The sequence below is a fragment of the Stenotrophomonas sp. JAI102 genome, assembly GCF_013409105.1.
Lineage (GTDB): Bacteria > Pseudomonadota > Gammaproteobacteria > Xanthomonadales > Xanthomonadaceae > Stenotrophomonas > Stenotrophomonas maltophilia_AA.
Genome location: NZ_JACCCI010000001.1, coordinates 1,801,836 through 1,823,818, shown reverse-complemented (window position 1 = coordinate 1,823,818; position 21,983 = coordinate 1,801,836). Strand labels below are relative to the sequence as shown.

The window sequence follows — 21,983 nt, the reverse complement described above, 5'->3', positions numbered from 1 at the left end:
CACGGGTCGGACCTACCGCACCCCGTGCATCATCCGCTTCAGCAGCGGCGAGCAGATCAGGGCGACAGCGGCGCAGCCCAGGCCGATCCACATCAGCAGCCAGAACAGGTGCTCGTAGCTGGCGGCGGCGCTGGCGATGTCCATGGTCTGGCCTTCCGGCACCTCGATCGCGGCGAGCTTGCCGAACAGCGCAGCCAGCGTTTCCGAGAACGCGGTGGCCAGGAACCAGGTGCCCATCATCAGGCTGACCACGCGCGGCGCGGCCAGCTGGGTCACCGCCGACAGGCCAACCGGCGACAGGCACATTTCGCCGATCTCCAGGATCAGGTAGGCCAGCACCAGCCACCACACGCTGGCCATCTGCCCGGTCGCGCCGACGTGCTGGGCGGCCAGCGCCAGGGGCACGAACGACAGCGCGGCGAAGACCAGGCCGATCGAGGATTTGACCGGCTTGGACGGGTCCTTCCGACGACGGTCCAGCCACGCCCACAGCATCGCGAACAGCGGCGCGAGCACGACCAGGAACAGGCCGCCGAGGTAGGTCAGCGAGCCGGCGGTCTGCGGGATCACCAGGCAGTCGCGGATCAGCATCACCAGCATCGCAGCGACGATGACGATGAACAGCGTGCGGGGTGCGGACGAGCCGGGGCTGCGCTCGGACAGGCGCGCGGCCACCACGAACCCCAGCGGTGCCAGCAGCAGCGAGGCGATCGACCACGGCAGCGGCGTGCCGCCCTGGATCACCAGCGAGGGCACCAGGTCCTTGGTCAGCAGGCGATCGGTGAACGTGACCCACGAGCCGTAGGTCTGCTCGTACAGGGTGAAGAACACCAGCGCCATGAAGATCAGGGCCATCAGGGCGATCATCTGCTGGCGCTGCACCGGCGTGCAGCGGGTGCCGGTGAACCAGGCGAACCAGACCAGCACGCCACCGAGCACGACGATCATCAGCATCAGCGCCAGGCTGATTTCCCCGCCAAGCGCGAACGCGCCGTTGGCGGCCGCCCACATCAGGGCGGCGACCGGCACCACCCCGAGCACGGCCACCGCATAGATCAGCCATTCGCGGCGGATGCCGAGCACGCGCTGGCGCAGTGCCGGCAGGTCGGACGGTTCGGCATGGCCCTGCAGATACTTCTGCCCCCACAGGAACATGCCGAGCCCGATCACCATGCCGATGCCGGCCGCGCCGAAGCCGTATTTCCAGCCGTAGGCTTCGCCGAGGAAACCGCAGACCAGCGACGCGAACAGCGCGCCCAGGTTGATGCCGGCATAGAACAGCGAGAAGCCCGAATCGCGGCGTGGATCGTTTTCCGGGTAGAGCTTGCCGACGATGGTGGAGATATTGGGCTTGAGGAAGCCCACGCCCATGATGATCAGCGCCAGCGACAGGTAGGTGATGCCCAGTGCGGCGTCATCGCGCACCACCGCGCCATCGACGCGGACCGCCGCATGGCCTTCGAAGGCCATGCCGAGATGGCCGAGCACCAGCAGCACGCCGCCGAACACCACGGCCTTGCGCATGCCCAGCCAACGGTCGGCGAGCAGGCCACCGAACACCGGAATGCAGTAGACCAGCCCACCGTAGGCACCGAGCAGGTCCAGGCCGGCCTTGTCGCCGAACAGGTGGTATTTGGTGAGATACAGCAGCAGCAGCGCCTTCATCCCGTAGAACGAGAACCGCTCCCACATCTCGGTGAAGAAGCAGATGTAAACGCCCTTGGGATGGCCGAGGAAGTCGTCGGTCGCGGAGGAGGTCGAGGCGGCGGGCAGGGCGGCTGCGGTCATCGAGGGATAGGGCAGGGCGGACAAGGGGGCGAGTATAGGCCCGGGGCGAACGGTCAGCCGTGCCGGGTCTGGCAGCTCCGCTGCGGTAGTGCCGGCCGCTGTCGTAGTGCCGGCCGCTGGCCGGCAGCCTCAGCAGCCCGGCATCGCGCGCTTACAGATAGCGAAGCCAAGCCAGATCCCGGCGCCGTGCCTTGAACCGTGCGAACGCCCGCGTCGGCCAGTACAGCCCCAGCGCCAGCACGGCGGTGACAAGCCACAGCGTCGCCACGTGGTCGACCGCGAAGTACCCCCCGTGAGTCTGGCCCCAGCGCGCCTCGGCCAGCACGTAGAGCAGCTTCAGCACGTACAGGTGCAGCAGGTAAAAGAACATCGGCGCCGCGCCGATGTCGGCCAGCGGCGCCAGCGCCCGGGCCACGCGCGGCTGCTCGTACAGGCGCAGCAACAGCAGGCCGATGCCCAGGGTCAGCAGCAGGAACAGCAGCGAGGGCGGGTACTTGGTGACGTTGAAGAAACTCATCGCCGTGCCGGCGGCGCTGGCGAACGACTGCCACGGGCTGTCACCGTAGAGGTTCACCGCCCGCAGCAGCACGAACACCAGCAGCGCACCGGTGCCGGTCATCCACAGGCGGCGCTGGCGCAAAAGGGCATCACCGCCACGCGCGAACCACGGCCCGATCACCCAGCCCAGCGCAATGACGCCGATCCACGGCAGCACCGGGTAGGAGGTGCGCAGCCGCAACCCGTCGGTAACGGCGATCCAGTCGCGCTGGTGCAGCACCTTCCAGACCACGGCCAGTGCACCGTCGCCCTGCACGCGGATGCCATCGAGCAGGTTGTGCCCGACGATCACGGCCAGTGCCAGCACCGCCAGCGCGCCGCGTGGCAGCCACAGCAGGCCGGCCAGCGCGATCATGCTGATCCCGATCGCCCAGATCACCTGCAGGTACACCACGCTGGGCGGGAACTGCAGGGTCCAGGCGAAGTTGACCACCAGCAGCTCCAGCACGACCAGGAACAGGCCGCGCTTGAGCAGGAAGGCCGACGCGGCCCGCCGCCCGTCGGGCTTGCCGCTGGCGTACAGCCAGGCGGACAGACCGGTCAGCAGCACGAACACCGGGGCGCACAGGTGGGCCAGCAGCCGGCTGACGAACAGCGCCGGCTCGACCTGATCGACCGCCATCGGGTCGCCCACCTGCTGGTGCATATGGAAGGTTTCGCGCACGTGGTCGAGCAGCATCAGCACGATCACGGTGCCGCGCAGCTGGTCGATGGAGGTCAGGCGGGAGGTGGGGGAAGACGTCACAGCGGCGCCGGTTGTTCGGTGCGATAGGATATAACATAACTAAAATGGATGGGCCCGGCCTTGGGCCTTGCCGAGTCCGGCGTGTCGCGGCTGCGTCGGCACGCGTAGGTCAACAGGGGCCTCGATCAGGTGGTGCAGGGTTGCCGGCCAGCGGCCGGCACTACTGGACTTGCCCGTACATGAACGCTAGCGTGGCAGGGATTTTTTGCCAGCAGGGGCTTCCATGAACAACGACGCTGCGCCACGCCAGCTCACTTTCCGCGCGGTGGTGCTTGCCATCGTGCTGGCGGTGATTCTGTCGGCCGCCAACGCCTACCTCGGTCTGTTCGCAGGCCTGACCATCGCCACCGCCATTCCCGCCGCGGTCATTTCCATGGGGGTGCTGCGCCTGCTCGGCGGTGGCACGATCCTGGAAAACAACATCGTCCAGACCGGCGCCTCGGCCGGCTCGTCGATCGCCGCCGGCGTGATCTTCACGATCCCCGCGCTGGTGATCATGGGCTACTGGCCGGACTTCAAGTACTGGTGGGTGCTGGGCATCGCCGGCCTGGGTGGCCTGCTGGGCGTGCTGTTCTCGGTGCCGCTGCGCCGTTCGATGATCGTGGAAGATCCGCTTCCGTTCCCGGAAGGCAAAGCCGCCGCCGAAGTGCTCAAGGCTGGTGAGAACCCCGGCCCGGGCCTGAAGATCCTGGCGGTGTCGGCGGTGATCGGCGCCTTCGTCAAGCTGGCGGCCGAAAGCGGCCTGCGCCTGATTCCGGATGCCTGGGCCACCTCGGCCTACGTGGGCGGCTCGAAGATCAGCGCCTTCATCGGCACCAACCTGTCCCCGGCGCTGCTGGGCGTGGGCTACATCGTCGGCCTGAATGTTGGCATCGTGGTGGTGTCCGGCTCGATCCTGACCTGGCATATCGCCATTCCGCTGTACCAGGCGTTCTTCATGAACACCGATCCGGCGCTGGCGGCTTCGATCGCCACGGCCTCCTCCACCGAGGCGGCCTTCGCCATCTGGGGCGCGAAGATGCGTTACCTGGGCGTGGGCGCGATGCTGATCGGTGGTGTCTGGACGCTGATCTCGCTGCGCAAGTCGCTGCTCAATGGCGTCAAGAGTGGCTTTGCCGCGGCCCGCAAGAGCGGTGGCCCGGCGCTGGCGCACACTGAGCGCGACCTGCCGATGAAGTGGATGCTGGTGGCACTGGTCGTCTTCACCCTGCCGCTGCTGGCGCTGTACCAGGCCATCGTGGGCCAGTGGCACGTGTCGATCCCGATGACGCTGATCATGATCGTGGCCGGCTTCCTGTTCGTGTCGGTCTCGGCCTACCTGGCCGGTCTGATCGGCTCCTCCAACAACCCGGTCTCGGGCATCACCATCTCCACCATCCTGTTCGCCTCGGCGGTGCTGGTGCTGCTGCTCGGCAAGGATGGCCTGACCCCGGTCGGCGTCGGCGGTGCACCGCTGGGTGCCGTGGCCGCGATCATGATCGGCGCGGTGGTGTGCTGTGCGGCCGCGGTCGGTGGTGACAATCTGCAAGACCTCAAGGCCGGCTACATCGTCGGCGCCACCCCGTGGAAGCAGCAGCTGATGCTGGGCATCGGCGCGTTCTCGTGCGCGCTGATCATGGCCCCGGTGCTGAACCTGCTGGCGACCGCCTACGGCATCGGCGTCAAGTCCGAGTTGCATCCCAACGCGTTGGCCGCGCCGCAGGCGAACCTGATGGCCTCGGTGGCCAAGGGTCTGTTCGGTGGCGAGCTGCCGTGGACCTTCATCGGCATCGGCGCGGTGGTCGGCGCGGCGATCATCGCCTTCGACAGCTGGCTGAAGTCGCGCAACGCACGCTTCCGCGTGCCGGTGCTGGCGGCCGCCATCGGTATCTACCTGCCGCTGGAGCTGATGGTGCCGATCTTCCTGGGTGGCCTGATCGCCTATCTGGTGGAGCGTTTCCACAAGATCCGTGGCGACGACGAAGAAGGCCGCGACCGCGTGCACAAGCCGGGCGTGCTGTTCGCCGCCGGCCTGATCACCGGTGAAGCCCTGATGGGTATCGCCATCGCGGTTCCGATCGTGATCAGCAGCCGTGCCGACGTGCTGGCGCTGCCGTTCCACCTGCCGGGCGCGCAGTGGATCGGTCTGGCCGTGCTGTTCCTGGTCGGCTGGCTGATCTACCGCACCGGCAAGCGCGCGGTCGGTTCGGTCTGAAGCCCCGGTCTGCGTCACGACACGCCCCGCTCCGGCGGGGTTTGTCGTTTCTGCTCCCAGGCAAGGCACCGGCATGACCGATGGCCTTTGCATGTGCGGCCCCTGCGGCCCTACCATCGGCGTTTTGCCGTTCCGCGGAGACCCCGATGAAACTTCGTTACGCCCTGCTGCCGTTGTGCCTGCTGACCGCGATGCCTTCGCTGGCGGCCACGCGTGGCCTGGATGTGCGCGACATGATCGCGCTGGATCGGGTCTCCAGCCCGCTGCTCACCGCCGATGGCGGCAACGTGATCTTCGCCAAGCGCGTGGTCGGTGCCGACAGCAAGGCCAGCACCGGCCTGTTCATCCGCAACCTGCGCACGCGTGACCTGGCCCCGCCCAAGCCGCTCACCCCGGCCGGCTGGAACGTCAATTCCGCCGCGCTGTCGGCCGATGGCCAGACCGTGTATTTCCTGAGCGCCAAGAACGGCAGCCAGCAGCTGTACGCGCAGCCGACCACCGGCGGCGCCCCGCGCCAGCTGACCGATTTCCCTGTCGATGTGGACAGCTTCCACGTCTCGCCGCAGGGCGACCGCGTGGCCTTCAGCAGCGGTGTGTTCCAGGACTGCGGTTCGGACCTGGCCTGCACCAGCAAGAAGCTGGACGCGCACAAGGCGCGCAAGAACACCGGTGAGGTGTTCGACAGCCTGTTCGTGCGCCATTGGGACACCTGGGCCGATGGCCGCCGCAACACGCTGTTCGTGGCACCGCTGCCGGCCGCCAAGGGCGCCGCGGTGAAGGGTGCCTCGGCGATCAGCGCGACGCTGGCCGGCGATGCGCCGTCCAAGCCGTTCGGTGGCAATGACGATTTCACCTGGTCGCCGGACGGCAAGACCGTGGTCGCTGCGATCCGCGTGGCCGGCAAGCAGGAGCCGTGGTCGACCAACTTCGACCTGTACCGCCTGGATGCCGAGGGCAAGCAGGCGCCGGTCAACCTGACCGCGTCCAACCCGGCCTGGGATGCCGGCCCGGTGTTCAGCGCCGATGGCAAGACCCTGTACTACCGCGCCATGAAGCGCCCGGGCTTCGAAGCGGACCGCTTCGGCCTGATGGCGATGGACGTGGCCACCGGCAAGACCCGTGAGATCGCGCCGAAGTGGGACCGCTCGGCCGGCGAGATCGTGCTGTCCGGTGACGGCGCCCTGATCTACACCAGCGCCGACGACATGGGCGAGCACCGCCTGTTCGGCGTCGACATCGCCACCGGTGAGGCCGAAGTCGTGGTCGACGGCGGCAGCATCGGCTCGCCGGTGATCGCCGGCACCACGCTGGCGTATACGAAGAACAGCCTGAAGAGCGGCGACCAGATCGTCGTGGCCGCCTTCGATGGTGCCAACCCGCGCGAGATCACCCCGAGCGCCGGCGAGATGCTGCCCGATGTCGCCTTCGGCGATTACGAGCAGTTCCAGTTCAAGGGCTGGAACAACGAGACCGTGCACGGTTACGTGGTCAAGCCGTACAACTACCAGGAAGGCAAGCGCTACCCGGTCGCGTTCCTGATCCACGGCGGCCCGCAGGGCAGCTTCGGCAATGGCTGGAGCTACCGCTGGAATCCGCAGACCTACGCCGGCCAGGGCTACGCGGTGGTCATGATCGACTTCCATGGCTCTACCGGTTACGGCCAGGCCTTCACCGATGCGATCAGCCAGCACTGGGGCGACCGCCCGCTGGAAGACCTGCAGAAGGGCTGGGCCGCGGCACAGAAGCAGTACCCGTTCCTCAACGGCGACAAGGCGTGCGCGCTGGGCGCCAGCTACGGCGGCTTCATGGTCAACTGGATCGCCGGCAACTGGAACGAGCCGTGGAAGTGCCTGGTCAACCATGACGGCGTGTTCGACCAGCGCATGATGGGCTACGCCACCGAAGAGCTGTGGTTCACCGAGTGGGAGCAGGGCGGCACGCCGTACGAAAAGGCCGCCAGCTACGAGAAGTTCAACCCGGTCAACCACGTATCGAACTGGAAGAAGCCGATCCTGATCGTGCACGGCCAGCTCGACTACCGCATTCCGGTGGAGCAGGGCCTGGCCGCGTTCACCGCCGCCCAGCGCCAGGGCATCGAGTCCAAGTTCCTGTACTTCCCGGACGAGAACCACTGGGTGCTCAAGCCGCAGAACAGCGTGCAGTGGCACGATACCGTCAACGGCTGGTTGAAGCAGCACATCGGCGAATAAGCCCGATTCAAGCGCCGCCCCCAGGGGCGGCGCTTTGACATTGCGCCACCCCTGCCCGGTAGTGCCGAGCCAAGCTCGGATGCTCTTCGCGCCCCCCCCTTTCCGCCAACAGCAGCCGAGCATGGCTCGGCTCTACCCGGGACGTCCGCATGCCCACCGCCCCCCTGATCCAGAACGACATCGTCGTCTTCGGTCTGATCGCCGCCACCCTCGGTGCCGTGTTCTGGACCGCCGCGCGCGAGCAGGGGCTGTGGAAGCGCTTCTATACCTACGTGCCCGCGTTGCTGCTGTGTTACCTGATTCCCGGTGTGTACAACACCGTTGGCCTGATCGACGGCCAGAACACCCATCTCTACAACCCGGTCGCGCGCGACATCCTGCTGCCCGCCGCGCTGGTGCTGCTCACGTTGGCTGTGGACATCAAGGGCATCCTGCGGCTGGGCCCGAAAGTGATCGTGATGTACCTGGGCGCCTCGCTGAGCATCATGATCGGCGCGGTGGCGGCCTTCCAGCTGATGAAGTGGCTGCATCCAGCAACCGTCGCCGGCGATACCTGGGCCGGCATGGCCGCGCTGGCCGGCAGCTGGATCGGCGGCGGCGCCAACATGCTCGCCATGCGCGAAGTGTTCGACGTCAACGCGACCACCTTCGGGCAGTTCGCGGTGGTCGATGTCGGCGTGGGCTACGTGTGGATGGCCGTGCTGATCTTCATGGCCGGGCGTTCGGCGAAGATCGATGCGCGCAGCGGTGCCGACACCTCGGGCATCGACGCGCTGAAGCTGCGTATCCAGGCCTTCCAGGCGCAGCACGAACGCGTGGCCAGCCTGACCGACCTGATGCTGATCGTCGCCGTGGCGTTCGGCGTGGTGGGGCTGTCGCATGCGATCGGCGGGCCGGTCTCGGCCTGGTTCAAGGGCCATGTGGTCTGGGCGCCGCAGTTCAGCCTGGACGCGCCGTTCGTCTGGGTGGTGGTGATCTCCACCACCTGCGGCCTGGCGCTGAGCTTTACCCGTGCACGCAACCTCGAAGGTGCGGGGGCCTCCAAGCTGGGCTCGCTGCTGCTGTATTTCCTGATCGCCTGCATCGGCATGCAGATGGACCTGCTCGCGCTGCTCGACCGCCCGTGGCTGTTCCTGCTCGGCCTGATCTGGATCGCCGTGCACATCGTGCTGCTGTGGGCGCTGGCGCGCGCGCTGAAGGTGCCGTTCTTCTACTTCGCGATCGGCTCGCAATCCAATATCGGTGGGCCGGCCTCGGCCCCGGTGGTGGCCGCAGCGTTCCATCCCTCGCTGGCCCCGGTCGGCGTGCTGCTGGGCACGATGGGCTACGCGACGGGCACGTATCTGGCCTACATCGTGGGCATCACCCTGCGCGCGATGGCCGGGCAGGGATGATCGCGCTATCCACGCCATGCGTGGATGCATGTCCTGGGTAAATCCACGCCATGCGTGGATGCATGTCCCGGGTAGATCCACGCCATGCGTGGATGCATTTCGCGGAAGGCGTCAGCGAAGGAAAGCGTGGTTTTACGCAGCAAGAAGACCGCGTTCGACCAACCACGCCTTCGCATCTTCCGCATCCTGCTCAAACCACGCCTTCGTAGACCCCAACCGATACGTATACCCCCACGCATCCATGTCGGCCATCAACCGCGCACTGCCGACACCGGCAAGCCTGCCGGCCAGCACGATCTGCAGATAACAGGTGGCGTCTTCTTCGGGCACCGAATCGGTGGCATCGGTATGCACCAGCGCACGCCGCTCCGGCGGCAGCACGATCAGGTGGCAGGCTTCGTGCAGCATCGAGTGCACGGGCGTGTCATCGCGGACATACACGTCGCTGCCGATGATGCCGGCCTCGGGTTCGCCCCAATAGCTGCCCGGAATCGGCGCGCCCTCGGCCACACGATGCAGGTGCAGATCGTGGGTGGCGAGCAGGGCATGGGCATCGTCGAAACGGATATCGCCGACGCGGGTGACCTGCGGTTCGGCGGTGGGGGCAGCGTCGTTCATGGGTTACCGCGCAACCGCCCCTTCCGGTCCGGAAGGGGCGATGTCGATCAGGGCTGCTGCGGGCCTTCCGGCAAGGCGACGGAGATATCGAGCACGTCGTGCTCACCGTCCTTGACCAGGTCGACCTTGACCGCATCAGCGTCGATGTTGACGTACTTCTTGATCACTTCCAGCAGCTCGCGCTGCAGCAGCGGCAGGTAGTCCGGGCCGCCGCGGTGGCTGCGTTCCTGCGCGATGATGATCTGCAGGCGGTTCTTGGCCGTTTCGGCAGTGGTCTTCTTTCGGTTCAGGAAATCGAACAGTCCCATGCTTACCCTCCGAACAGCTTGCTGAAGAAGCCTTTCTTCTCCACGGTGGTGAAGCGCATCGGACGCTCTTCGCCAAGGATGCGGCCCACCGCATCTTCGTATGCCTGCCCCGCCGCCGATTCGGGGTCCAGAATGACCGGTTCACCCTTGTTGGACGCATTGAGCACGTCGCCCGACTCGGGCACCACGCCAATGGCCTTCAGGCCCAGCACTTCTTCCACGTCGGTGATGCTGAGCATCTCGCCGCTTTCCACCCGTACCGGGCTGTAGCGCGTGAGCAGCAGGAAGGCCGGCACGTTCTTGCCGGATTCGGCCTTGTGGGTCTTCGAATCGAGCAGACCGATGATGCGGTCGGAGTCGCGTACCGAGGACACTTCCGGATTCACCACCACGACCGCACGGTCGGCGTAGTACATCGCCAGGAACGCACCCTTCTCGATGCCGGCCGGGGAGTCGCAGATGACGTATTCAAAGCCGTCGGCGATGAGATCGTCGAGCACCTTGCGCACGCCTTCCTGGGTCAGCGCGTCCTTGTCGCGGGTCTGCGAAGCAGCCAGCACGTACAGGTTGTCGAAGCGCTTGTCCTTGATCAGGGCCTGCTTGAGAGTCGCTTCGCCGTGCACGACATTGACGAAGTCGTACACCACGCGGCGCTCGCAGCCCATGATCAGGTCCAGGTTGCGCAGGCCGACGTCGAAGTCGATCACCGCCACCTTTTTTCCACGACGCGCCAACCCACAGGCCAGGCTGGCGCTGCTGGTGGTTTTGCCGACGCCGCCCTTGCCGGAGGTGACTACGATGATTTCAGCCAAAGGATTTCTCCTGATTCTTCTGTTTGGGGGCTGCGTCAGTCCAGCGCAGCGATCTTGATCTGGTCCTGTTCCAGCCACACCTGCACGGCCTTGCCGCGCAGGGAGTCCGGGACATCGTCCAGTACCTTGTAGTGGCCGGCAATGGCGACCAGTTCAGCGTGGAATTCACGGCAGAAAATGCGCGCCGTGGTGTTGCCTTGGGCACCTGCCAGGGCACGGCCCCGCAACGTACCGTAGATGTGGATGCTGCCATCGGCGATCACTTCGGCGCCCGCGCCGACGGTGGCCATGACGGTCAGGTCGCAGTTTTCCGCATACAGCTGCTGCCCCGAACGGACGTTGCTGGTCTGCATGCGGCCGGGCTTGGGCGCGCCACCGGTGGCGACGGCGCTGGGCGCGGGCGCCGCAGGTACGGCGGCAGCGGCGGCACGCGCGCGGCGCGGCGGCTCGGCCACCGGCGCAGGCGCCCGGGCAGGCGCGGCGGCCGGCTCGGCCTCGGCGCGTTCGTACTGGGCGCGGAACTTGGCCAGCAGCGGCAGGCCGAGCTGCTGGGAGAGCAGGTCGGTTTCGGTGGTGCCGTAGGCGAGCGCGACCGGCAGCACGCCGGCCTTGCGCAGGCCATCCAGCAGCGCCTTGGCGGTGGCCACGTCCGGCATCCTGCTGAGCCCGCCGAAATCCAGAATGACCGCGGCCCGCCCGAACAGCTTCGGGGCACGCGCGACGCGTTCCTGCATTTCACGGGTGAGGCGTTCGACGTCAAGGGTGCGGATGCGCAGGTTGGCGATGCCGACCTGGCCGATCTTCAGTTCACCGGCCTGTTCAAAATCCATGTTCGCCGCCACCGATCAGGTCCCCGTCTGCTGCTGGACGCGCAGCGGCTCGCGGCGATGGCCCACCCAGGGCACATCCGGCAACTGGTCGCCGTAGGTATCGTGGACCCACTGGTAACTGCACAGGTCCTTGAGCAGCATGCTGGCGCGCACATCGACGTGGGCCATGTTGTTCTGGCCGACCTCGCGGAAGCCGAAGCTGCCGTGGAAGAGCAGGGCGGCATCGGCGCCGTGGTCGAGGAAGACCTCGCAGGTCAGCTGCGGGTAGCGCAGCTCGGCGTAGCTCTGTGCATCGGCATAGAACGCACGGCCGACGCCACCGCCGCGACGGCGGCTGGCGACCACGATGCGGTCGATATAGAAGAATTTGCTGCCCAGTTGCTGCTTGAACCAAGCGAAGTTGCTGCTGTCGTGCTGGCTGTCGCTGCCGAAGCCGATCAGGAAACCGGCCAGGTTGCCGTCGCGCTCGGCGACGCGGAAATACTCAGCGCTTTCATAGAACAGACGCAGGCGGGCGGCATCCAACGGCAGGATGGCCAGGCCGGCATTGTTGTTCAGGGCCAGGACGGAATCGAGCTCGTGCTCGCGCACGTCGCGGATGACAATCGACATTGTGACTCCGTGGGGTAACGCGGTTGGCCCATCGAGGGGCCCTCGGTCCGATTATTGCATGGGTGGCTTCCCCCCGCGAGCCGACAGGCATGACTTCTGTGGGAGTGCAGGGGAACAGGTTCAGCCTACTATGCGTCCATGTTGGGATACCTCAGCCACACCCGAGTACTGCGACTGGCCGGCCTGTTCACCTGGGTCATGGTCGGACTCCCTCTGGTTTATTCACAGTACGAAGCACTGCTGCGCCGCGGCGGTGGCGTCGATGCCTGGGCGCTGTGGCTGTTCGCCGCCTACCTGGCGTTCGGCGCCGGCTACTTCTGGCTGACCCGCGGGCTGCGCAACGGCGGTCACTCGCGCTGGTACGACCGGGTGATGCTGGTGCTGCTCACCACCTCGGCGCTGGGCGTGAGCTACCTGAGCGGCTCGGGCCTGGGCAGCATCCTGATGATGGTCGCCGCCGGCGTCATCCCGTGGATGCTGCCGGTGCGCGGCGGCGTGATCTGGCTGCTGCTCAGCCAGCTGGCGGTGCTGCCGGTCTACTACCTGATCCTGAACTTCTCGCTGTTCGAGGCGGTGATGCAGTCGCTGCTGTATGGCGGCTTCTCCATGTTCATCTTCGTGACCAGCCTGGTCGCGCGCCAGCAGACCGATGCCCGGGAAGAGCAGCGGCGGCTCAACACGGAACTGCGCGCCACCCGCGTGCTGCTGGCCGAGAGCGCCCGGGTCAACGAACGCACGCGCATCTCGCGCGAGCTGCACGACCTGCTGGGCCACCACCTGACCGCCCTCAGCCTGAATCTGGAAGTGGCCGGCCACATCACCGAGGGCCAGGCCCAGGAACACGTGCATCAAGCCCACACCCTGGCCAAGCTGCTGCTGACCGATGTGCGCGAGGCGGTCAGCCAACTGCGCGATAGTGGGGCGATCGACCTGGCTGCCGCCCTGCGGCCGCTGACCGAGCAGGTGCCCTCGCTGGAGATCCACCTGGACATCGACGAGCCGCTGAGCGTGGAAGACCCCGAGCGCGCCCACGTGCTGCTGCGCTGCACCCAGGAAATCATCACCAATGCGGTGCGCCATGCCGGCGCGCGCAACCTGTGGATCAAGGTCCGGCGCGAGCCGCCGGGCGTCGTGGTGCTGGAAGCGCATGATGACGGGGTGGGCGCCGACGGGATCGTGGTCGGCAACGGGTTGCGCGGGATGCGCGAGCGCCTGCAACAATGCGGTGGTGAGCTGCAGATCGAAACCCGCCGGGGACAGGGCTTCCGCCTTCGTGCCTCGGTACCCGGCGTGCCAGTATTGATGCTGACCGCTGTCATTGAAGGAGTGCGTTGATGATTCGCGTCTGCCTGGTCGACGACCAAACCCTGGTGCGGCAGGGAATCCGCTCGCTGCTCGCGCTCGATGACGGCATCGAGGTGGTCGCCGAGGCCGCCGATGGCCGCCAGGCCGTCGAGGTGGTTCCGCAGGTCCGCCCGGACGTTGTGCTGATGGACATGCGCATGCCGGTGATGTCCGGCCTGGAAGCGCTGCAGATGCTGTCGCGGCTGAACCAGCTGCCGCCGACCATCATCCTGACCACCTTCGATGACGACCAGCTGGTGCTGGCCGGGCTCAAGGCCGGCGCCAAGGGCTACCTCCTCAAGGACGTGACCCTGGACCAGCTGGTGGGCGCGATCCGGACCGTGGCCGACGGCGGCTCGCTGGTGCAGCCGGCGGTCACCCAGCGCCTGCTGTCGGGCCTGGAGCACATGCGCAACGAGTTCGTGAGCCTGGACCGGCCGGACCCGTTGACCGACCGGGAGACCGAGATCCTGCGGCTGATGGCCAGCGGCTTCTCGAACAAGGAGATCGCCAATTCACTGGGCGTGGCCGAGGGCACCATCAAGAACCACGTGTCCAACATCCTCTCCAAGCTGGGCGTGCGCGACCGCACCCGGGCGGTGCTCAAGGCCTTCGAGCTGCAGCTGGTCTGAGCCTGGCGGGCCGGCGTAGACCTTCGGGTGGCCGCCGCTGCCGGGTATTTTCTGAAATCCGTGAAACCCTTGCAGCGCAAGCGATGCAGAGGTGTTTTCGGGTCCGGCGGCCGAATCCGGCAAAGAAATATTCTCCATCCGCTACGTGCTGACACGCGCGATGCGTTATCTTTCCGCTCCTTGTCTATGCAAAACCGCTGCCGACATGGAAACCGGTGTGCCAACCCTGATCAACAACACCGGCGAAGCCTGCTAGGATTGGCGCTTCGCTTCAATCAACCCGGCCGTGGGATCGGCCCCGGAGACTCCTGAATGACCCGTATTATCGAGTTCCTGATCGCCTTGGGGATCGTGGCTGGCCTGTTCGTCATCATTGGCGTATGTCTGCCGGGCGAGCGCCATATTTCCGAAAGCATCGAGACCAACCGCAAGATGACGATCGTGTTCGACACGGTCAACAGCCTGCGCCGCTTCAAGGACTGGAACCCGCTCTTGCTGCGCGATCCCGCCGTTGAACTGAAGCACTCCGGCCCGGCTGCCGGCGTCGGCGCACGCCTGGACTACACCTCCAAGGAAGCTTCCTTGGGCCAGGGTAGCTGGGTGATCACCGAGTCCGAGCAGAACAAGCACGTTGCGATCGCCATCGAAGACGAGAGCAAGGGTCACGACAAGGTGACCAACTTCACCCTGGAGCCGACCGGCAAGGGTGGCCGCAACGTCAAGATCACGCAGGACTACAGCGTCAAGTACGGTTTCAACCTGTTCGGTCGTTACGCGGGCCTGTACGTCAGCCGTCACGCCGGTGACGACCTGAAGCTGGGTCTGTCGCGCATGGCCAACATGCTGGCCACCGTGCCGAACGTGGACTACCGCACCGCCGAAGCCCCGCTGACCGATCTGGCCATCGTGGACGTCCCGGCCGAGGACCTGCTGGTCGTCACCGCCGGCAACGTGGACCGCGGCCAGGAGACCATCACCAAGTCCATCAAGGACAACCAGGAGTGGATCAAGCGCGTCATGGAGGCCAACAACCTCGAAGCCGCCGGTCCGTTCCGCATCATCACCACCGATTTCGGCGCCGAGAAGTACGCCTTCGACGTGGCCCAGCCGGTCAAGAAGAAGGGTGCTGAAGGCGCGACTGCCGAAGCCCTGACGGTGAAGATCGACGGTGGTGCACCGGTCAAGTACGTGCATGTTGCTCCGCACCGTTCGGCCCACGCGGCCTACACCGGCCACATGGCCGGCCTGGACATCGCCCGCAACGCCCTGCGTGCGTGGTCGGTGACCGGCGGCAACGAAGTGATCGACCGTCCGTACGAGTCCTGGAAGGACGGCGTGGAAAAGTCGTTCACTCCGGAAGGCACGTACGACATCTACTGGGCCGTCAAGTAATCCGACGGTTGCCGTGATGTAACGCACGACCTGAAACGCGCCGCTTCCTGCGGCGCGTTTTTTTTTGGCTCCGGCAGCGGGGCACTGTCTGAAGGACGCAAGCATGCTCAACCTGGAACGACGCACGCGCAAACCCTCCCTGCTGGCCGGCCTGGGCGGCCTGCTGGCGGCCACCGCGGTCGGCCTGTCCGCTTACGCTTCGCATGGCATCGCCGATCCACTGGCGCAGTCGCATGTCACCACCGCGGCGCTGTACGCGTTCGGGCATGGCGTGGCGCTGGCCGTGCTTGGCCCGACCCAGCAGAACACCCTGGGCCGGCTGGCCCTGTATGTCCTGCTGATCGGCACGCTGCTGTTCTCCGGCAGCCTGGTGGCCGGCGCGCTGTGGAAGCTCAGCACCCAACTGGCTCCGGTCGGTGGCACCGCCCTGATGGTGGGCTGGCTGGCCTACGGCCTGAATGCCCTGAGGCGCTGACATGCCCCGTTACCGCCGGGGCTTCGATGTCGATGAAGCCCACGACTGGCTGAGCCGGCGCGACCGCCGGCTGGGCACGTGGATGAAGCGGCTCGGCCCGATCCAGGCACAGCCGGGCTGGGCGAAGAGCTTCGACCCGGTCGATGCGCTGGCGCGGGCGATCCTGTTCCAGCAGCTCAGCGGCAAGGCCGCCTCGACCATCGTGGGACGGGTGGAAACCGCGATCGGGAGCAGCCGGCTGCATGCCGATACGCTGTCGCGCATCGACGATCCGGGGCTGCGGGTGTGCGGTGTCTCGGGCAACAAGGCGCTGGCGCTGCGCGACCTCGCGCGGCGCGAGGCGGCCGGCGAGATCCCCGACCTGCGCCGGATGTCGGTGATGGACCACGACGCGATCATCGACGCCCTGGTGCCGATCCGCGGCATCGGCCGCTGGACGGTGGAGATGATGCTGATGTTCCGGCTCGGCCGCCCGGACATCCTGCCGGTCGACGACCTGGGGGTCCGCAAGGGCGCGCAGCGTGTGGACAAGGCCGAGCGGATGCCGAGCCCGAAGGAGCTGCTTGCGCGCGGCGAGAAGTGGGGTCCGTTCCGGACCTACGCCAGCCTGTATCTGTGGCGGATCGCCGATTTCACCGTGGATCCGAAGGCGACGACCAACCGCTCGCAGGACTGAGGCAGGACGGAGTCACCCGCGAGGCCGCCGCCAGCACCAGTGCCACGGTTCGTAGACGATGCCGTGCGGGTTGTCGCGCGGGTAGCTCAGCTGGAACCCGAAGCGCCCTGCATGCTCGCTCAGCCAGGCGAAGGCGGCCGTGGATTCGAACGATTCTTCGGCCGGCGGTTCGCCCGGCGTGCCGATATCCAGCGCGTAACCGCTGTGATGTTCGCTGTACCCCGGCGCGGCATTGACCTTCAGGATGTCCTCCACGCCCAGCCCACGGTCGCGTTTGCGCGCGAAGATGCCGAGCTGGTAATCGTGGCTGCGGTACCCGGAGATCGCATCCAGCGCGATGCCATCGCTGGCCGCCTGCTGGCGCAGGCGTTGCCAGCCACGCGCGGCCTCACGCTGCAGCCACATGGGGCGACGGTAGCGGTCGAAACCGGCCAGGTGGAGCTGGGTCGGTTCGGCTTCCAGCGCCAGCCCGGTAGCGGCTTCGTAGGCCTCGGCATCGATACCCAGGGTCTCCAGGCGATGCTGCAGGCCACTCAGGGGCAGCGTCGCGTCGGGCGCGCTGCCGCGGCGGCGATCCAGCAACTGGCGGTCCAGTGCATCCAGCGCCTCCTCGATGCCCGGCTCGCGCATCAGGCGCGGCACCAGCGGCAGGACGCCGTGGGAAGTGGCGACGGCGAGGTAGCGGCCATCGCGCTTGCGCCGCAGCACCCACTGCGCACGGGCCAGGGCGCGCGCGTCGGCGGAGCTGCGCGCACGCAGCAGGCCGCCGGGCCAGAGTTCGATCTCGGCGGTGTTGATCAGCAGGGCAGGGGATCTACGCATGCCGCCAGCTTAGTGCGCGCCCGGCGGTCCGGCCAGCGCCTGCAGCGCCTCCAGCAGAACGCGGGGACGCTCCGGGCTGATCACCAAGGCGCTGCCATCGCGCAACGGCAGGTACAGCACCCGGCTGCTGTCGGTGATCAGGCAGAACGCCTTGCTGCGGTCGACCATCCGGTAGTGCCCGGACTGGAAGCCGGGCACGCCGTAGCCGTTGGTCTTGATCGCGGGCTTGTAACGGCCATGCTCGGCGAGATCGACGATGCGCGCCTCGTCCAACCGCATGTCACGGACCGGCACGCGCTTCCGGTAGAAGGTCGACTGCACCTCCAGCGTGTCCTCGTGCAGCACGATGCGGCGGCGGGTGTACGCCCAGGTCAGCGCGGCCGCCAGCACCGCCAGGAAGGGCAGGGTGATGAACAGCTCGGTGTGTGAACGCTCCGGCGCGTCCAGCGCGGTGCCGACCATCAGGCCGGCGACGAGCAGCAGCGGAATCCACAGCCAGAGCAACCGCCAGGCTGGTGCCCGGGCGACCTCGAAGGGGTGTGGTGCGGCAGACATGTCTGGACTCATGATTGCTCCTTGATCCAGTGGGCAACGTCGTCGATCAGCTGTGGCAGTACGTGGCCAGGGCTGGCGTACTCCTCTACGGTGCCCGGCCCCTGCCCGGGGATGCCGAGGTGGTTGAGGCTGGGGTAGTCGCGGAAGCTCACCGATCGCTCGCGCGACAGGCCGCGTGTCCACAGTTGCCAGTCCGTATCGATCACTTGGATGTCACGGCCGCCCTGCAACAGCATGATCGGTTGCTTCAAGGCGCGCGCATCGGCAACCGGATCAACCTGTTCGAAGGCGCGCCAGTAGCTGGCCGGCAGGCCCAGGGGCAGGTCCTTGGCCGGCACATCGGCAGTGCCGCGTGCGGCCGCGATCTGTGTTTCGAGCTTGTCCAGGAAGGCCTGTTCCTCTGCGCTGATCCCGCCTCGCAGCCCCAGCAGATAGCGGTTCTGCTCCGGCAGTATCGTCAGCAGTGAACGCGCCGGTGCGGACCACAGGATCAGACCGGCCACTTTGTCCGAATGCTGTGCAATGCGCGGCGCCAGCATGCCGCCCTGGCTGTGGCCCATGACGTACAGGTGATCCGGGTCGATGTCGGGTGCGCCGGCCAATGCAGTGAGCGCGGCAACGGCATCGTCAGTGGTCTCATCGTCCATGGTGAAGTTACGGTCGACGAAGTCCTGCGGGCGCACCTTCGTACGCTTGTCGTAGCGCAGCACCGCGATGCCCTGCGCAGCCAGGCCGCGCGCCACGTCCAGGAACGGGCGATTGGGGCCGGTGGTTTCATCGCGATCCTGTGGGCCGGAGCCGTGCACCAGAACGACAGCGGGGAACGGGCCGCGGCCGGTCGGCATCGCCAGTGTGCCCGGCAGTGCGCCGGTCGCGGTGGGGACCTCGAACGAGGATTCGCGATAGGGTGCATCGGCCGGCGGCGCGGGTGCGGGCGCGGCTGGCGCCGCCGCAGGTTTGAACATCAGGCCCGCCACGCGCTGCTGCGCGTCCACCACGATCTGTGCATCAAGCGTGCCCTTGGCGAACGTCAGGGGCACCACCACGATGGTCATGCCCTCGTGCGCGGAAGACCGCGCTGCGCCGCGCTGGCGAAGGTCGCCCAGCGACTGCCAGATGGACCGGAGTTGCGCGGCCGGAACGGCCTTGGCCATCTCTGGCGTGAACATCGCCTCGGCGGCGGCGGTCTTGTCTGCCTGGAGGTGATCCAGCAATGCGCCCGCCGTCTGTTCCGGTGACGCGGCGTTGGCGATGCTGCCTGCGCACAACATCAGGAGGGTCGATCCCCAGCGTGTCAGCGCGTCCACTTCACTCCTCCTTCTTGAAGATCAGCATCGGCGTGTTGATCGGCGGTGCGAAGACGAGGTTGACCAGTTCCCAGCCCAGGGCGCCGTGCCGGGTCAGCGCGTCCTGGATATCCTGGGGCTTCACGATGCCCAGCATGCCCGCTTTCACTTCAACGGTCAGGTAGCTCCAGCGTTTGCTCATGACTTGCTCTCCTTGTCGGTGGTGGGTCTGGGAAGGCGTCCGGCCTTGCGCAGTGCATCACGCAGCACGTATTCGATCTGCGCATTGAGGCTGCGCAGCTCGTCGTCGGCCCAACGCTGCGCCGCCGCCAGGACATCGGCATTGATACGCAGCGGGTACGCTTTCTTTTCGGTCATGCGGGGTCCTTTATCAACAGCGCGTGCCGTCCCCTCGGCGCCGCGTTGCGTTGGTAGGTGCCGACCCTGGGTCGGCACGCTGGTGCATCAATACAGCGAACCGGCGTTGACCACCGGCTGGGTGCCACGGTCCGAGCACAGCACGGTCAACAGGTTGCTCACCATGTGTGCCTTGCGCTCCTCATCGAGCTGGACCACGCCGTTCTTCTGCAGTTCGGCCAAGGCCATCTCGACCATGCCGACCGCGCCGGCCACGATGCGGGTACGCGCGGCGATGACCGCGTTGGCCTGCTGGCGCTGCAGCATCGCCTGGGCGATTTCCGGGGCATACGCGAGGTGGCTGATGCGCGCATCGATCACCTGCACGCCGGCATCGGCCAGGCGCTCGGCCAGTTCGTCCTTGAGGTGCTGGGAGATTTCAGTCGCATGGCTGCGCAGCGACAGCTGGCCTTCCTCATGCTGGTCGTAGGGGTAGCTGGTGGCCATCGCGCGCAGCGCCGACTCGGACTGGATGTGCACGAAGCTCTCGTAATCGTCCACGTTGTAGACGGCCTCGGACGCATCCACCACCTGCCACACGATCACCGCGGCGATCTCGATCGGACTGCCATCGAGTTCGTTGACCTTGAGCTTGCCGCTTTCGAAGTTGCGCACGCGCTGGCTCACCTTGACCTTGGTGAAGAACGGGTTGTTCCAGCGCAGGCCGTTCTCCTTCACGGTGCCGACGTACTTGCCGAACAGACTGACCACGACGGCCTGGTTGGGCTGCACGGTGTACAGGCCGACCAGGCTGAGCAGGGCAGTGGTGGCCAGCACCAGGCTGCCGACGATCAGCGCCGGATTGCGGTTGCCGCGCTCCACACCCACCACGAACATCCACACGGCCACGGCGGTCAGGGCCAGGACCAGCAGCAGGAAGGGCAGGCCGGACAGCGAGCGGATCGACTTCTCTTTCATGGCAGGGCGTCCTTGGGTGATTGAGTTGAAGATATCAAATTGATATCAGGCTGCAAGTGCCTGGCCGGTCGGCCATGGGGCCGCCGCAGCGGCTAGAATGCCCTCCCGCCCCTGTTGCCCGGAACACCGCCATGTCCACGCTCGGTACGCCGCTGTCTCCTTCCGCCACCCGTGTGCTGCTGCTGGGCTCCGGCGAACTCGGCAAGGAAGTCGCCATTGAGCTGCAGCGCCTGGGCGTGGAGGTGATCGCCGCCGATCGCTATGCCGATGCACCGGCCATGCAGGTGGCACACCGTTCGCACGTGATCGACATGCTCGACGCGATGGCGCTGCGCGCGTTGATCGCGCTGGAGAAGCCGCACCTGGTGGTGCCGGAGATCGAGGCGATCCATACCGAAACGCTGGTCCAGCTGGAACAGGAGCAAGGCCTGCGGGTGGTGCCGACCGCACGCGCGGCACGCCTGACGATGGACCGCGAGGGCATCCGTCGGCTTGCCGCCGAGACCCTGGGCCTGCCGACCTCGCCGTACCGCTTCGTCGATACCGACGCCGAGTACCGTGCAGCCGTGGCGGCGATCGGGCTGCCGTGCGTGGTCAAGCCGGTGATGTCCTCCTCGGGCAAAGGCCAGAGCACGCTGCGCCAGGACGCGGACATCGCGCCCGCCTGGGAATACGCGCAGACCGGTGGCCGTGCCGGTGCCGGGCGCTGCATCGTCGAGGGCTTCATCGATTTCGAGTACGAGATCACTCTGCTGACCGTGCGCCACGCGGGCGGGACGTCGTTCTGTGCGCCGATCGGGCATTGGCAGAAGGACGGGGACTACCGCGAGAGCTGGCAGCCGCAGCCGATGTCGCCGCGTGCGCTGGCGCGGGCGGAGGAGATTTCGCAGGCGATCACCGATGAGCTGGGTGGCTGGGGCCTGTTCGGGGTCGAGTTGTTCGTGAAGGGCGACGAGGTGTGGTTCAGCGAGGTATCGCCGCGTCCGCACGACACCGGCCTGGTGACGTTGGCATCGCAGGAGTTGAGTGAGTTCGCGCTGCATGCGCGGGCGATTCTGGGGTTGCCGATTCCGGTGATCCGCCAGAGCGGTCCGTCGGCGTCGTGCGCGATGCTGGCGCATGGCGAGGGCGTGCCGTTCTTCAGCAATGTGGCCGAAGCATTGGTGCATCCGGATTCGGCGCTGCGTCTGTTCGGCAAGCCGAGCGTGCACGGGCATCGGCGGGTGGGCGTGACGTTGGCGCGGGGGGCGGATATCGACGAGGCGCGGAAGATTGCGCGTGAGGCGGCGGAGGCCATCGGGATCGAGTTGCGGTCGTGAGCCGGGTTTGGCCGACGCAGAAGCCAAAGCTGGCGCCTTGGTTGCTGTCGGTGTGAGGCGTTCGGGAAGCCCGATGCA

At 66.8% G+C, this 21,983-nt stretch carries 22 protein-coding genes; 9 read left to right on the top strand and 13 right to left on the bottom strand.

Going from position 1 to position 21,983, the window contains the following annotated elements; genetic code table 11:
- Nucleotides 1-12 precede the first annotated feature (12 nt).
- Together HDC96_RS08440 and HDC96_RS08435 are read right to left on the bottom strand one after the other, a co-directional pair.
- Nucleotides 13-1,788 carry an oligopeptide:H+ symporter gene (locus HDC96_RS08440; protein ID WP_179459513.1) on the bottom strand — a complete coding sequence of 592 codons (1,776 nt, stop codon included), beginning with the start codon at nt 1,786-1,788 and terminating at the stop codon, nt 13-15.
- A 151-nt stretch (nt 1,789-1,939) separates the two neighbouring features.
- Nucleotides 1,940-3,091, bottom strand: a complete 1,152-nt coding sequence (locus HDC96_RS08435; RefSeq protein WP_179459512.1) for a heparan-alpha-glucosaminide N-acetyltransferase domain-containing protein — start codon at nt 3,089-3,091, stop codon at nt 1,940-1,942.
- A gap of 223 nt (nt 3,092-3,314) precedes the next feature.
- Between HDC96_RS08435 and HDC96_RS08430 the strand changes: the two genes are divergently transcribed.
- The 3 genes from HDC96_RS08430 (at nt 3,315) to HDC96_RS08420 (ending at nt 8,889) form a co-directional block, all read left to right on the top strand.
- Nucleotides 3,315-5,285 (top strand): oligopeptide transporter, OPT family, encoded by a 1,971-nt coding sequence (locus HDC96_RS08430; protein ID WP_179459511.1) that lies wholly within the window; start codon nt 3,315-3,317, stop codon nt 5,283-5,285.
- A 146-nt stretch (nt 5,286-5,431) separates the two neighbouring features.
- Nucleotides 5,432-7,495: a S9 family peptidase gene (locus HDC96_RS08425; RefSeq protein ID WP_179459510.1), complete on the top strand. Its 2,064-nt coding sequence runs from the start codon at nt 5,432-5,434 to the stop codon at nt 7,493-7,495.
- Between the two features lie 149 nt (nt 7,496-7,644).
- Nucleotides 7,645-8,889, top strand: coding sequence for a DUF819 family protein (locus tag HDC96_RS08420; RefSeq protein WP_179459509.1), 1,245 nt, complete (start codon nt 7,645-7,647; stop codon nt 8,887-8,889).
- Nucleotides 8,890-9,021: 132 nt separating this feature from the next.
- On the opposite strand, the gene HDC96_RS08415 is transcribed toward HDC96_RS08420, so the two are convergent.
- Genes HDC96_RS08415 through HDC96_RS08395 form a run of 5 tightly spaced genes read right to left on the bottom strand, consistent with a single transcriptional unit; the run spans nt 9,022 to nt 12,069 of the window.
- On the bottom strand, nt 9,022-9,507 hold the full coding sequence (locus tag HDC96_RS08415; RefSeq protein ID WP_179459508.1) for a hypothetical protein: 486 nt from the start codon (nt 9,505-9,507) through the stop codon (nt 9,022-9,024).
- Nucleotides 9,508-9,554: 47 nt separating this feature from the next.
- A complete protein-coding gene (minE, locus tag HDC96_RS08410; RefSeq protein ID WP_017355894.1) occupies nt 9,555-9,815 on the bottom strand; it encodes a cell division topological specificity factor MinE in 261 nt (86 codons plus the stop codon).
- A gap of 2 nt (nt 9,816-9,817) precedes the next feature.
- A complete protein-coding gene (gene minD, locus HDC96_RS08405; RefSeq protein ID WP_088432112.1) occupies nt 9,818-10,627 on the bottom strand; it encodes a septum site-determining protein MinD in 810 nt (269 codons plus the stop codon).
- Nucleotides 10,628-10,662: 35 nt separating this feature from the next.
- The gene (gene minC, locus HDC96_RS08400; protein WP_179459507.1) at nt 10,663-11,457 is read right to left on the bottom strand and encodes a septum site-determining protein MinC; all 795 of its coding nucleotides are present in this window, start codon (nt 11,455-11,457) and stop codon (nt 10,663-10,665) included.
- A gap of 15 nt (nt 11,458-11,472) precedes the next feature.
- Nucleotides 11,473-12,069, bottom strand: a complete 597-nt coding sequence (locus tag HDC96_RS08395; protein ID WP_179459506.1) for a GNAT family N-acetyltransferase — start codon at nt 12,067-12,069, stop codon at nt 11,473-11,475.
- 138 nt (nt 12,070-12,207) lie between these two features.
- Between HDC96_RS08395 and HDC96_RS08390 the strand changes: the two genes are divergently transcribed.
- From HDC96_RS08390 to HDC96_RS08370, 5 genes are all read left to right on the top strand, one after another.
- Nucleotides 12,208-13,404 (top strand): sensor histidine kinase, encoded by a 1,197-nt coding sequence (locus HDC96_RS08390; protein ID WP_179459505.1) that lies wholly within the window; start codon nt 12,208-12,210, stop codon nt 13,402-13,404.
- Nucleotides 13,404-14,045 carry a response regulator transcription factor gene (locus HDC96_RS08385; protein WP_019184539.1) on the top strand — a complete coding sequence of 214 codons (642 nt, stop codon included), beginning with the start codon at nt 13,404-13,406 and terminating at the stop codon, nt 14,043-14,045. Before HDC96_RS08390 ends, HDC96_RS08385 begins: the two co-directional genes overlap by 1 nt.
- Nucleotides 14,046-14,357: 312 nt before the next feature.
- Complete coding sequence (locus HDC96_RS08380; RefSeq protein ID WP_179459504.1) at nt 14,358-15,437, top strand: SRPBCC family protein; 1,080 nt, start codon at nt 14,358-14,360, stop codon at nt 15,435-15,437.
- Nucleotides 15,438-15,540: 103 nt separating this feature from the next.
- Complete coding sequence (locus HDC96_RS08375; RefSeq protein ID WP_019184537.1) at nt 15,541-15,912, top strand: DUF423 domain-containing protein; 372 nt, start codon at nt 15,541-15,543, stop codon at nt 15,910-15,912.
- Nucleotide 15,913: 1 nt separating this feature from the next.
- Nucleotides 15,914-16,588, top strand: a complete 675-nt coding sequence (locus HDC96_RS08370) for a DNA-3-methyladenine glycosylase (RefSeq protein ID WP_179459503.1) — start codon at nt 15,914-15,916, stop codon at nt 16,586-16,588.
- A 12-nt stretch (nt 16,589-16,600) separates the two neighbouring features.
- Here HDC96_RS08370 and HDC96_RS08365 read toward each other — a convergent pair whose 3' ends face one another.
- From HDC96_RS08365 to HDC96_RS08340, 6 genes are all read right to left on the bottom strand, one after another.
- Nucleotides 16,601-17,410, bottom strand: coding sequence for a M15 family metallopeptidase (locus HDC96_RS08365; protein ID WP_179459502.1), 810 nt, complete (start codon nt 17,408-17,410; stop codon nt 16,601-16,603).
- Nucleotides 17,411-17,419: 9 nt separating this feature from the next.
- On the bottom strand, nt 17,420-17,965 hold the full coding sequence (locus tag HDC96_RS08360) for a PH domain-containing protein (protein ID WP_257018615.1): 546 nt from the start codon (nt 17,963-17,965) through the stop codon (nt 17,420-17,422).
- Between the two features lie 8 nt (nt 17,966-17,973).
- Entirely contained in the window at nt 17,974-19,272 is a 1,299-nt protein-coding gene (locus tag HDC96_RS08355; RefSeq protein WP_343203001.1) for an alpha/beta fold hydrolase, read from the bottom strand.
- Nucleotide 19,273: 1 nt separating this feature from the next.
- Nucleotides 19,274-19,453: a DUF4177 domain-containing protein gene (locus HDC96_RS08350; protein ID WP_179459500.1), complete on the bottom strand. Its 180-nt coding sequence runs from the start codon at nt 19,451-19,453 to the stop codon at nt 19,274-19,276.
- A complete protein-coding gene (locus HDC96_RS08345) occupies nt 19,450-19,629 on the bottom strand; it encodes a hypothetical protein (protein WP_046272204.1) in 180 nt (59 codons plus the stop codon). The genes HDC96_RS08350 and HDC96_RS08345 overlap by 4 nt, the downstream gene beginning before the upstream one ends.
- An 87-nt stretch (nt 19,630-19,716) precedes the next feature.
- Entirely contained in the window at nt 19,717-20,586 is an 870-nt protein-coding gene (locus HDC96_RS08340) for an SPFH domain-containing protein (protein WP_179459499.1), read from the bottom strand.
- A 131-nt stretch (nt 20,587-20,717) separates the two neighbouring features.
- Here HDC96_RS08340 and purT point away from each other — a divergent pair, with 131 nt between their 5' ends.
- On the top strand, nt 20,718-21,905 hold the full coding sequence (purT, locus tag HDC96_RS08335) for a formate-dependent phosphoribosylglycinamide formyltransferase (RefSeq protein ID WP_179459498.1): 1,188 nt from the start codon (nt 20,718-20,720) through the stop codon (nt 21,903-21,905).
- Nucleotides 21,906-21,983 lie beyond the last annotated feature (78 nt).

Bases quoted from the DNA above. Each gene is read 5' to 3' on its own strand.
- minE (WP_017355894.1), bottom strand. From the start codon at position 9,815: ATGGGACTGTTCGATTTCCTGAACCGAAAGAAGACCACTGCCGAAACG.
- HDC96_RS08340 (WP_179459499.1), bottom strand. From the start codon at position 20,586: ATGAAAGAGAAGTCGATCCGCTCGCTGTCCGGCCTGCCCTTCCTGCTG.
- HDC96_RS08345 (WP_046272204.1), bottom strand. From the start codon at position 19,629: ATGACCGAAAAGAAAGCGTACCCGCTGCGTATCAATGCCGATGTCCTG.
- HDC96_RS08350 (WP_179459500.1), bottom strand. From the start codon at position 19,453: ATGAGCAAACGCTGGAGCTACCTGACCGTTGAAGTGAAAGCGGGCATG.
- HDC96_RS08360 (WP_257018615.1), bottom strand. From the start codon at position 17,965: ATGTCTGCCGCACCACACCCCTTCGAGGTCGCCCGGGCACCAGCCTGG.
- HDC96_RS08425 (WP_179459510.1), top strand. From the start codon at position 5,432: ATGAAACTTCGTTACGCCCTGCTGCCGTTGTGCCTGCTGACCGCGATG.
- HDC96_RS08390 (WP_179459505.1), top strand. From the start codon at position 12,208: ATGTTGGGATACCTCAGCCACACCCGAGTACTGCGACTGGCCGGCCTG.
- HDC96_RS08375 (WP_019184537.1), top strand. From the start codon at position 15,541: ATGCTCAACCTGGAACGACGCACGCGCAAACCCTCCCTGCTGGCCGGC.
- HDC96_RS08380 (WP_179459504.1), top strand. From the start codon at position 14,358: ATGACCCGTATTATCGAGTTCCTGATCGCCTTGGGGATCGTGGCTGGC.
- minC (WP_179459507.1), bottom strand. From the start codon at position 11,457: ATGGATTTTGAACAGGCCGGTGAACTGAAGATCGGCCAGGTCGGCATC.
- HDC96_RS08415 (WP_179459508.1), bottom strand. From the start codon at position 9,507: ATGAACGACGCTGCCCCCACCGCCGAACCGCAGGTCACCCGCGTCGGC.
- HDC96_RS08440 (WP_179459513.1), bottom strand. From the start codon at position 1,788: ATGACCGCAGCCGCCCTGCCCGCCGCCTCGACCTCCTCCGCGACCGAC.
- HDC96_RS08430 (WP_179459511.1), top strand. From the start codon at position 3,315: ATGAACAACGACGCTGCGCCACGCCAGCTCACTTTCCGCGCGGTGGTG.
- HDC96_RS08365 (WP_179459502.1), bottom strand. From the start codon at position 17,410: ATGCGTAGATCCCCTGCCCTGCTGATCAACACCGCCGAGATCGAACTC.
- purT (WP_179459498.1), top strand. From the start codon at position 20,718: ATGTCCACGCTCGGTACGCCGCTGTCTCCTTCCGCCACCCGTGTGCTG.
- HDC96_RS08370 (WP_179459503.1), top strand. From the start codon at position 15,914: ATGCCCCGTTACCGCCGGGGCTTCGATGTCGATGAAGCCCACGACTGG.
- HDC96_RS08395 (WP_179459506.1), bottom strand. From the start codon at position 12,069: ATGTCGATTGTCATCCGCGACGTGCGCGAGCACGAGCTCGATTCCGTC.
- HDC96_RS08385 (WP_019184539.1), top strand. From the start codon at position 13,404: ATGATTCGCGTCTGCCTGGTCGACGACCAAACCCTGGTGCGGCAGGGA.
- HDC96_RS08420 (WP_179459509.1), top strand. From the start codon at position 7,645: ATGCCCACCGCCCCCCTGATCCAGAACGACATCGTCGTCTTCGGTCTG.